Annotated in this window: 7 protein-coding genes; 3 read left to right on the forward strand and 4 right to left on the reverse strand. The window is 43.2% G+C overall.

The genetic code is table 11. The features are described from left to right. Positions 1-295: 295 nt before the first annotated feature. The gene (locus Q1A23_RS01895; protein WP_299818679.1) at positions 296-1,465 is read right to left on the reverse strand and encodes a mechanosensitive ion channel family protein; all 1,170 of its coding nucleotides are present in this window, start codon (positions 1,463-1,465) and stop codon (positions 296-298) included. A gap of 16 nt (positions 1,466-1,481) precedes the next feature. After that, on the reverse strand, positions 1,482-2,708 hold the full coding sequence (locus tag Q1A23_RS01900; protein ID WP_299818682.1) for a Glu/Leu/Phe/Val dehydrogenase dimerization domain-containing protein: 1,227 nt from the start codon (positions 2,706-2,708) through the stop codon (positions 1,482-1,484). 564 nt (positions 2,709-3,272) lie between these two features. Between Q1A23_RS01900 and Q1A23_RS01905 the strand changes: the two genes are divergently transcribed. Beyond that, the gene (locus Q1A23_RS01905; protein ID WP_187068257.1) at positions 3,273-3,581 is read left to right on the forward strand and encodes a metalloregulator ArsR/SmtB family transcription factor; all 309 of its coding nucleotides are present in this window, start codon (positions 3,273-3,275) and stop codon (positions 3,579-3,581) included. A 141-nt stretch (positions 3,582-3,722) separates the two neighbouring features. Here Q1A23_RS01905 and hemA read toward each other — a convergent pair whose 3' ends face one another. After that, on the reverse strand, positions 3,723-4,997 hold the full coding sequence (hemA, locus tag Q1A23_RS01910; protein ID WP_299818686.1) for a glutamyl-tRNA reductase: 1,275 nt from the start codon (positions 4,995-4,997) through the stop codon (positions 3,723-3,725). 113 nt (positions 4,998-5,110) lie between these two features. Here hemA and Q1A23_RS01915 point away from each other — a divergent pair, with 113 nt between their 5' ends. Further along, positions 5,111-6,286 carry a HAMP domain-containing sensor histidine kinase gene (locus tag Q1A23_RS01915; RefSeq protein ID WP_299818689.1) on the forward strand — a complete coding sequence of 392 codons (1,176 nt, stop codon included), beginning with the start codon at positions 5,111-5,113 and terminating at the stop codon, positions 6,284-6,286. Between the two features lie 78 nt (positions 6,287-6,364). Further along, on the forward strand, positions 6,365-7,303 hold the full coding sequence (locus tag Q1A23_RS01920; RefSeq protein WP_299818692.1) for a GNAT family N-acetyltransferase: 939 nt from the start codon (positions 6,365-6,367) through the stop codon (positions 7,301-7,303). Between the two features lie 63 nt (positions 7,304-7,366). On the opposite strand, the gene Q1A23_RS01925 is transcribed toward Q1A23_RS01920, so the two are convergent. Beyond that, positions 7,367-9,367: a Na+/H+ antiporter NhaC family protein gene (locus Q1A23_RS01925; RefSeq protein ID WP_299818695.1), complete on the reverse strand. Its 2,001-nt coding sequence runs from the start codon at positions 9,365-9,367 to the stop codon at positions 7,367-7,369. Positions 9,368-10,080 lie beyond the last annotated feature (713 nt).

Here is a 10,080-nt window from a genome sequence, read left to right on the forward strand (position 1 = left end):
TTTTTGCCTTTATATACTAAAAGTTATATTTTACGTTTGCACGGTTTTAGCGTACGTTCACAAGAGAAACATGGCTATAAAACGGAAAAGTTATAGAAATGTAGCAACTATAGCTGCGAGGGCGCGTTAAACAAACCAAAACTACAAAAAAAATATAAGTGGTTTTTAGGATTTAAGGTTTATGATAATTAAAAGATTGCAATTAGTGCTTTAACGGAAAAGAAGGTAACTAATTGAATTTAAAGAAATAAGGGTGAAAAAAAAGCAGGAGCTTCTCCTGCTTTTTTGTTTATAGCTACTTTAGATCAGTATTAGTTCTATAGTATGGCGCAGCCTGTTGTGCTGAACTCTGATCAAGGCTTGCCGGCTTCTGCAAGTATAACGTTTGTGTTGGGTGTGCAAACACGCCGCCGTGCTTCTCAACTACTTCAACTATTTTGTAAGCCACCTCCTCCTTAATAGTCACATACTCTGCCCAGTCCATGGACTCCACAAAGTATAAAACCATTATACTTTTAGCGCTATCAGCAAGTGTCTGAAACCGCACAATGCCATCCTGGTTTGTGTTAGGATGGTTGTTGATAAACTGTTGTAAATCGGTTGTAATGGCTCTTATTTGTTCAGAGGTTGTGCTGTAGGTCAAGTTTATGTCAAAGTTCACTCTCCTGAAGGTGCGCAGCGTCAGGTTGTTTAGCGGCTTATCAATCATAAACTTATTCGGCAGCGTTAAAAACGATTTTTCGAGGGTACGAATACGGGTACTCCTAAAGCCTATCTTCTCAATAGTGCCTGTAATGCCGCCTACCTCAACCAAATCGCCAACTACAAATGGATGATCAAGGAAAATTGTAAATGATGCCAGGAGGTTTTCAAGGCTTTCTTTAGCTGCAAAGGCCAAAGCCAGGCCGCCCACTCCCAGGCCTGCCACCAAACCAGCAACATTCACATTAAACACAGCCCCAAGCATTACCAGAAAGGCAAATATCACGACCATTACCTTTGTGAAATCCACAAAGAACGGCACCAGTTGGTCGTCTAGTTTAGAAGCTGTTTTTTCAGCGCGATACCTGAAGATAAGGCCAATGAAATCAACAAAACGCATAAGCACCCATGCCAGCGCCACAATTACAAAAACCTGGTAAGTGCGGAACAGGAATGTTTTCAGGAAAGGATCGTCTTTCCTTAGCTCGCTGGGCTCTACAGGGTAATCTAGTACCTGGAATGCAAGGTATAAAAACACCAGAAAAAGCAGTACCTCAATAGGCTGCAGCAACAGGCGCCTAAATTCAGGTTGATAGTCTTCTGTAGAGACGCGCCTTACCAGTTTGTAAATAATGCTGGAAAGCAACTTGGACAGCACAGTTTTAAACACAAAGCCAAAAAGCATAATGCCTAGTGCCAACAGGTATTCAGAGACCGTATTGCCCAGAAACTCGTACGCCAGTAGCTCTCTCCAGTTTGTCATAAGCTATAGTTCTGATTTAAAGTAGTTGGCTAAGTGCAATCTCAAAGCTAGTCTTCGCGATTTCTGTTCTCTGGCTGTGCTTAGCATGCGTTTTTTCTAGTGCTGTGCGAATAGTTGCTGATATATCCGAGAATATTGCCTCGTCAGTTATTTCTACCTCGTTCTCCATCAAGTAAGCAAACACACGCGCCATGCCGCAGTTCGCTATAAAGTCAGGTATAACAGAAAGGTTGCGATCTGCAAATTCACCTGTTGGGCCAAAGAAAATCTCCGGGTCCTGGAACGGAACATTTGCTCCACTCGATATCACTTCCATGCCGCTGGCTATCATTTGCTCTACCTGCTCCCTGGTCACAAGCCTGGAGGCTGCTGCAGGTATAAATATTTCGGCAGGTGTAGACCAGATGCGGCTGTTTACTTCTTCATAAGACAGCAAATTCTCTGGATTAAGCGCATTGCCCTGGCGGCTAAGGAACAGCTCTGTTATCTCTTTAAACGTAAAGCCGTTTTCGTTGATGAGGCCGCCTGCTCTGTCTATTATTCCAACTACCCTGGCACCCTTAGAGGCTAAGTAATATGCTGCGGCTGCTCCTACGTTTCCCCAGCCTTGTATAATGGCACGCTTGCCTTCAAACTGGCCACCCCATATATCATAATAGTGACGCACAGCTTCGGCTACTCCAAAGCCTGTTATCATATCGGCCACAGTATACTTATGTGCTGTAGACGGAGAATAGTGGGTATCCTCGATTACTTTAATGACGCCTTGGCGTAACTGGCCGATCTTGTTTATCTTCTGCGGTTCTGTGGCGTTAAAATGCCCATTCACTACGCCCTCCTGTGGGTGCCACAAACCGTAGTCTTCTGTAATCGGAATTACTTCGTGTATCTCATCCACGTTCAGGTCGCCGCCGGTGCCATAGTAGTTCTTCAGCAGCGGAATAACAGCCTTGTACCAGCGTTCCAGCACGCCGCGCTTTCGCGGGTCGGCAGGGTCGAAGTTGATACCAGACTTTGCGCCTCCAATGGCCGGGCCAGAAACCGTGAATTTTACCTCCATAGTTTTGGCAAGCGACTCAACTTCACGTTTATCAAGCCCCTTGCGCATGCGTGTGCCTCCGCCAGCTGCGCCACCTCGCAGCGAGTTTATCACTACCCAGCCTTCAGCCTCTGTCTCGGCATCTTTCCATTCAAATACTATTTCAGGTCTTTTATTTTCAAATTTCTCTAGCAGGTCTTTCATACTACAAGTTGTCGTTTTATGGTGGGGCAAAGGTACAAAAAATGAGTTGAGGATATACAGCCAATGCGCCTGCAAAGGTGTAAGATAAGCTTATCATCAACGTTATTGTATTGCCATGCCTTAACAGGCACAAGTATAAGTGTACCCTTTATGTAAAGGGGCGCTCTTGGTAGCAGCAACAAAATCAGATCGTTTGCGTGTTGTTACCTAGCCGCCGCACCACTTGCGGTTAAATTGGGGCGCAGCATGGCGTAGTACAATAAGTGATGATTTGAGGTGACGTTTGTTTCGCGGAGAGAGCCAATATAAGTATGGCTATATGTTAATGTATTAGTATTTAGTATATCATATATCCAATTTTTATTTTTTTACGTAAATCAACAATGTGCAATGTCTGTGTTCTTGTTTAGTAACCACAGGTGCGTGCCGCACATGATAAGTAGCGATATACGAAATTGTTAATTTGTATTAACGGCACTAAGCAAAATACTATGAACACCGTATATATCTTATTGTGAATAAGATCGAAATGTATGTAGAAACTGTTAGGTATAATATTTAATTATGAAAAGTTTGTTATCAAGAGTTGAATCAAAGAAGATAGATAAGGCAGCTGCCATGTTAAAGGTGTTAGCGCACCCAAAAAGGCTGGCTATAGTTGATTTGTTGGGTAAAGAAGACAAAATGACTGTTACAGAGATATATAAACACCTGGACTTACCCCAGGCTATTGCTTCTCAGCACCTTATCACTTTAAAGGACAAGGGAGTTTTGTCCTCTTTTAAAGTGGGTACCAAAATATACTACTCACTAGCCATCCCTAAACTAATTGATGTTATAGATTGCCTGGAAGAATGTTGTATCGACATCTAAAAGTGGTGCAGTCAGAAGTGGCTGACCACGCAATTTATGAAAGTAGATAAGCCTAAGATCCTCGGAATTACTTCTGTTTAGAAGCTTGCGAAGATCTTAGGCTTATTTATTCACTAAGAAAAATATACTGTTTACTTAATTTTAGTGATTTACTTCTTCAGACTGTTTTTCAAGATCGAAAAGGTCATTAAGTAAATCTATCAGCGTTTCAGCTTCTCCTCTTTTACAGGCAGCTTTCAGTTGTAGTACCGGAAGCTTAATGATCTTCTGCATCATCGATTTCGTGATGCTATCGAGGCGCTTTGTTTCCTCAGGGCTCATCTTCTTCAGGTAGCGCGCCATCTCTTCCTGGCGGATAGCCTCTAGCGCATTCTTTAGCCGGTTAATTGTAGGTGATACAATCATCTCTTTAGACCAGTCGTTAAACTGTACTATGGACTCTTCGATGATCTCCTTAACCTTTGGTACAGAGTTTATGCGGCGTTGTAAAGCTTCTGAAGCTTTGTTCTGAATAGTGTCGATGTTGTAAACCAACACACCCGGTATACTTTCCAGGTCGGCTTCTACGCTGCGTGGTACGGCAAGGTCTATAAAGAACTTAAACGTGAGCACGTCTAGTCGCTTTACCATTTCTTTTGTAAAGAAAGGGGTTTCCCGCGCCACCGATGATATAATTACATCGGCCTCTTTCAGGCCCTGCACAATATTCTCAAAAGGAATCACTTCCAGACCGCACTCCTCGGCTAAGGCCAAGGCTTTGGCTGATGTACGGTTGGTGATTTTAATATTTTTGTAGCCAGCATCTTTTAAATTGCGGCACACATCGGCCCCAATCTCTCCAAGGCCAACCACAAGTATACTTGGTTCAATAATATCGGCCGTGAGTTCTTCTATCAGCTCTATGGCTGCATAAGAAGTAGAGGCAGCCCCATCGCGGAAAGAAGTCTCCTGAACAACGCGTTTATTGGTAAAGAAAATAGTGTGCATCAGGCGGTGCAGAAACGGCCCGGCCGTGTCGTTGTCGGCAGACCATTGGTAAGCCAGCTTCACCTGATTCGATATCTGCATATCACCTACTACCTGAGACTCAAGCCCCATCGATACATCAAACAGGTGCTGAACTGCATCGTTGTGCTCGTTTAGTACGGTGAAATAATCAAGATATTTAGAGATATTATCAATGCCTTTGGTGATTCCGAGCAGCTTCACAATTTCGGTGCTGTAGTCGGTGTCGGCGTTGTAGTATACTTCGGTGCGGTTACAGGTAGAAAGGACCAGCACATCAGAAGCCTGAATAAAGCTTTTCAGCGTCTGGAGAAACTGCCTGCATGAAGTCTCGTCTAAGGCGATCAGTTCCCTGATATCCAGCGGTGCTTTTTTGTAAGACAGGCTGATCGCTTTAAAGTTCTGAAGCATAATAACGTGTGTTCTACTAAAGTGCAAATTTACGTTTCAATTTTTTAAAATGAAACTTACTTGCCCTTAATGTTTAATTTATACTAATTTCAAATAATTTACGTGTAAACTGCATGATACCCATTTACTCTCAGAAGAACAGAATAAAGCTTGTTGTTGTTATTGTAGCCCTTATAATAGGTGCTGCTACAATAACTTATACTAACGTACTAGTCAGCAAATTGTCTGAAAGAGAGCAAGAGTTAGTTCATCTTTATGCCAAAGGGCTTCGGTACATGATCAATGCCCCAAGCGATGACAACATCGTTTTTATAGAGGAGGAAATCCTCTCTTCCAATAATACGGTGCCGGTTATACTTACAGATGAACATGAAAATATCCTCGATTCAAAGAACATAGATTTACCCAAAAACATTTCAGAGGAACGCAAAACAGAGCTGCTGCAGCACGAAATAGAAAAGATGCGGGCACAACATGCGCCTATCATAGTGCCATGGGCCGAAGGATCTGAAAATTATGTGTTTTATAAAGACTCAGCCTTGTTGTCGCAGTTGCGCTACTATCCTTATGTGCAGCTTATAGTAATTGCCTGTTTTGCGTTGATGGCATACTTTGCCTTTAGCTACTCACGCCGTGCAGAGCAAAACAGGGTATGGGTTGGCTTGGCAAAGGAAACCGCCCACCAACTGGGTACGCCGCTTTCGTCGCTGATGGCCTGGTATGAGTATATTAAAGCTAGCCCTAAATTTGAGAACGAACCCATTGTAGAAGAGCTTGGCAAAGATGTGCGGCGTTTAGAGATCATTACGGAGCGTTTTTCCAATGTGGGATCCGTGCCGCTGCTCCGCGACGAAAACATACTTCTGGTAACTCAAAACGCTATCAATTATTTGCAAAACCGCATTTCGCGTAAAGTTGAGTTTAGCATACAATCCACTTTCTCCCCGGAAATCACAGCCAAAGTTAACGTGTCGCTTTACGACTGGGTGATTGAGAACATCTGCAAAAACGCTGTGGACGCCATGGAAGGCCGCGGTAAGATAACGATAAACATGGTGCTGCTGGGCAAAAGCAGTATCGCTGTAGATATAACTGATACGGGTAAAGGAATTCCCAAAAGTAAAATAGCTTCTGTTTTTCTGCCAGGTTATACTACAAAAAGGCGTGGGTGGGGCCTTGGCTTAGCCCTGGCAAAACGCATCATCGATAATTACCATAGGGGCAAGCTGTTTGTAAAGTGGTCAGAGGTAGGCAAGGGTACAACCTTCCGGATAGTGCTTAACAGGTAAGTTGTTGTTTAGAAGAGCGCAATAGGTAGCAGATCAAACCATGTATTTATACTTTGTGTGTAGTCTTTTGTTGGAAAAATGATTGAGGTTGTAAAGTATACTTTAGCGTATAAAGCCGTTTGGGATGCTTTTGTGGCAGGGGCTAAAAACGCCACTTTTCTTTTTTGCCGCGATTACATGGAATACCATGCCGATAGATTTGTGGACCACTCGCTGCTGTTTTACAGCAAAAACGAACTTATTGCGATGTTGCCTGCCTGTGAGCAAGGCGCCGCTATTAGCTCACATAGCGGGTTAACCTACGGAGGGGTTATCTCTTGCCCAAGTATGAAAACGGAGCGAATGCTACAGGTTTTCCAGGCAATGATAGCTTATTGCCAACAACATGGCTTTACAAGTATAAGGTATAAAACGGTTCCGCACATTTATCATCAGGTACCAGCCGAGGAAGACTTGTATGCGCTTTTTAAAAGCGGTGGCAGGCTTTACCGGCGCGATGTTTTATCGGTTATAGAACAGGCAAACCCTGTGAAGTATAGCAAAACCAGAAGGTGGGAGGTTAAGAAAGCGCATGAGCAGGGGTGGAGCCTTGGCCGATCTCAGAAATTTGAAGCCTTTATGCAATTAGAGGCGCAACTCTTAAAAGAAAAGTATGATACCAGCCCTGTTCATACTTGGCAGGAAATGTTATACCTGGTAAAGCTGTTCCCGGACAATATCAAGTTATATACCGCTGAAAAATCCGGAGAGTTAAGTGCAGGAGTTATTATTTATGAGACTGCTAAAGTAGCACATTGCCAGTACATTGCATCAACAGAGGAGGGACGCAGACAAGGTGCCATACCTGCGCTACTAAACTACCTGATAACTCATGCCTATGCCTCTAAAAAGTTTTTCGACTTCGGCACTTCTTCAGATACACTATATGAGAGCGGGCTAAACGGCACTTTGCTGGCAAACAAGGAAAGCTACGGAGCCCGAGCAGTAGTACACGATTTTTATACTTTGGATATTTAAAAGCAGAGGGTTTTGCTAAGTATAATAGGACCCTCTGCTTTAGTAAAAGTGAAATGCAGTATTTTATGCAGTTTGGTGATGTACCGTTTCTGATTCTGTGCCGGTCAGGTTCTTCTTTCCGATTAACCTGATGATGCCCCAAAGTATGGCAACACCTATAATATACACCAGCATCCAGTGCACGCCCCAACTGGAAAGATTTGTGCAGACAAGGTTTGCGACCAAGGCTACTGTAATGGCATAAGGCAGCTGTGTTTTTACGTGGTCTATGTGGTTGCAGCCAGAGGCAAGAGAACTAAGTATGGTCGTGTCTGAGATGGGCGAGCAATGGTCCCCGAATACCGCACCGGCCAGCACAACCGAAATTACATTGTACATAATAGGCATAGTTTCTTCCACGCTCAGCCCCTGGCCCTGGCTTACATACCAGGCTGCCGGCATCATGAGCGGGTAAAGTATAGCCATGGTACCCCAGCTAGACCCGGTAGAGAATGCAATAATAGCAGCCAGGAAGAAGGTTATCTCCGGCAAAAAATAAGGTGATATGTTTCCTGAGAAAAGCGATGTAAGGTATTCGGCAGTATAAAGGTCTTTTGTGACCGCGGCCAACGACCACGCCAGCACCAGTATAAGTATGGCTGGCAACATTGTCTTAAAACCTACCAGCAAAGACTCCATTGTTTCGGAAAGGCTCATGATGCGCTGCCCAATGGTAAGTATAACTGCTGTAAGCACGCCACTAAGCGATGCCCAGATAAGCGCTGTGTAAGAGTTGGAATCGCCGATAGTGATGGACAGCTTCCGCATAAATCCAAGGCCAGCATCAGCCCACACTTCCGGGTTATAACCAGTATACAGCAAGCCAGCAAGAGTGCCTAAGATAACAACGGCTACAGGCAGCAAAGCATTGATGGAGCGGGTGCGGGATTCATCAATTGGCTCGAACTCGCTCATTTCCTGCTGCTGCTTTTCCTGGCCTTTGCGGTCCAGGCTTGCAGCAGTTACTGCTCCTGTTTCTCTGGCCCTGGTCTCAGCGTGATGCATGCTTCCGAAATCACGGTTCATCAATATCAGCATCAGCATAAAAACCAGCGTAAGCACGGGGTAGTAAGCATACTCCAGCGAGTGGAAAAAGAGGGAGTAAGCGCCTTCCTGTATACCAAGCAGAATGGCAGCATCTTTTATATAGCCTAGTTCCGCCCCGATCCAGGTTGTTACAAAGGCAATGGCCGCTACAGGCGCGGCGGTGCTATCAACTAAATAAGCAAGTTTCTCACGCGATATACGGTGCTTATCAGTTACGGGGCGCATGGTATTGCCTACAATAAGCGTATTGGCATAATCATCAAAGAAAATTGCGATGCCTAAAAACCAGGTAACCAACTGCGAACTCTTAGCTGACTTAGCATACCTTGATAGTACATTTACGACACCTGCCATGCCCCCGTTTTTAGATATAACCGCTACCATCCCTCCAATTAACATCGAGAATATAACAACAGACACATGGTCGCTATCGGTAAGCGCCTGCATCAGGTACGTATCGCCAACGGCTAGCAAACCCGTAAACATAGATTTCAGCGATAGGCCATACACTACAAAGCCTCCTATCCAGATACCCGCAAAAAGAGCCAGCAGCACTTCTCTAAAAATAAGGGCCAGCACAATCGCTATGAGTGGGGGAAGTATAGAAAGCCACATCGGGATTTCAGTCATTCCCTGAGTTGCATCATCGCCGGTGCGGTACAGGCGCGCAATAGTGTGGGTGCCAAGGTTAGCGGAAACCTGCACTAATTTAGATTGCTTGGCTAATGAGAATTTGGCTTCTCCCTCGGTAAAGCTTACCTCCTGCAGGTTTCCATTAATTCTTAACGATAACGGCCCGCTGTACTTTACAAGGTTTCCTGTTTCGTTTGTGGTGCTGAGGGTAAAGGCGGTATCGTTAACTGCTTGCAGCTTAAGTTCTTCGATGGCAGCTTTGCCGTTTGGTATTTCCTGTGCTTGGAGGTGAAAAGAGAACAGGAGTAAAAATATAAGGCTAATGAGCGTTTTAGTAAGCTTCATTTATGGGCGAATTCTGATTTTACAACCCTTTAAATAACAACTTTTTTTTGACTTTTTGAAAAATCAGAGACAGTATATTAAATACATGCCATATTAACTTTAGGGAAGTGTTGTACTAATGAAGAGCTAAACTGCTAGATTCTGCTTGCAAAGCGCAAAACGTGTACCTACATAAGGTTAAATAAAGTTCTAGAATATAAGATTCTATATATGTAGTATTTACCTGCGCTTATTGCTATATATTAAATTCATATTATAATTTCAATGTTTATACATGCTCCTGCTAAAGTATAATAGTGTATAGCTATACTATATCTACTAAAATGCATAGAAGCTAACCTTAAAATTAAGCTCTGCTGTAGCTTTCTGCTACAGAAAGTTATATGTCCTTCAACCTTTGTATTTATATAATATTGGAAAGGTGTAATTATTAATTAGTTTGGTTATATATAATTTTTATTTTGTATTTTATAAAGTTTTATGTGCTTTATGTGTAGCTGGGCTTTTGCCTAATAGTATTTTGAAGATGTGCTTAAATAGATGAGGTTTAAAGTGTGTAAATCGTATTGAAAATCGCTTTTATTTAAATATATTAACTATAAGTTAGATAAAAACCCATAAAATGCTGTTAGAAGCAGATTTTGAGGTGCTAAAACTTATTTGAAAGATAATATTTGTTATGCATGCAGAACATTAGGTTGTTTGTCTGCATG

The sequence above is a fragment of the uncultured Pontibacter sp. genome (assembly GCF_947492645.1).
Taxonomy (GTDB): Bacteria; Bacteroidota; Bacteroidia; order Cytophagales; family Hymenobacteraceae; genus Pontibacter.

Excerpts from the sequence above, each read along its gene's own strand:
- Q1A23_RS01895 (WP_299818679.1), bottom strand. The coding sequence starts at position 1,465 with ATGACAAACTGGAGAGAGCTACTGGCGTACGAGTTTCTGGGCAATACG.
- Q1A23_RS01900 (WP_299818682.1), bottom strand. The coding sequence starts at position 2,708 with ATGAAAGACCTGCTAGAGAAATTTGAAAATAAAAGACCTGAAATAGTA.
- Q1A23_RS01905 (WP_187068257.1), top strand. The coding sequence starts at position 3,273 with ATGAAAAGTTTGTTATCAAGAGTTGAATCAAAGAAGATAGATAAGGCA.
- hemA (WP_299818686.1), bottom strand. The coding sequence starts at position 4,997 with ATGCTTCAGAACTTTAAAGCGATCAGCCTGTCTTACAAAAAAGCACCG.
- Q1A23_RS01915 (WP_299818689.1), top strand. The coding sequence starts at position 5,111 with ATGATACCCATTTACTCTCAGAAGAACAGAATAAAGCTTGTTGTTGTT.
- Q1A23_RS01920 (WP_299818692.1), top strand. The coding sequence starts at position 6,365 with ATGATTGAGGTTGTAAAGTATACTTTAGCGTATAAAGCCGTTTGGGAT.
- Q1A23_RS01925 (WP_299818695.1), bottom strand. The coding sequence starts at position 9,367 with ATGAAGCTTACTAAAACGCTCATTAGCCTTATATTTTTACTCCTGTTC.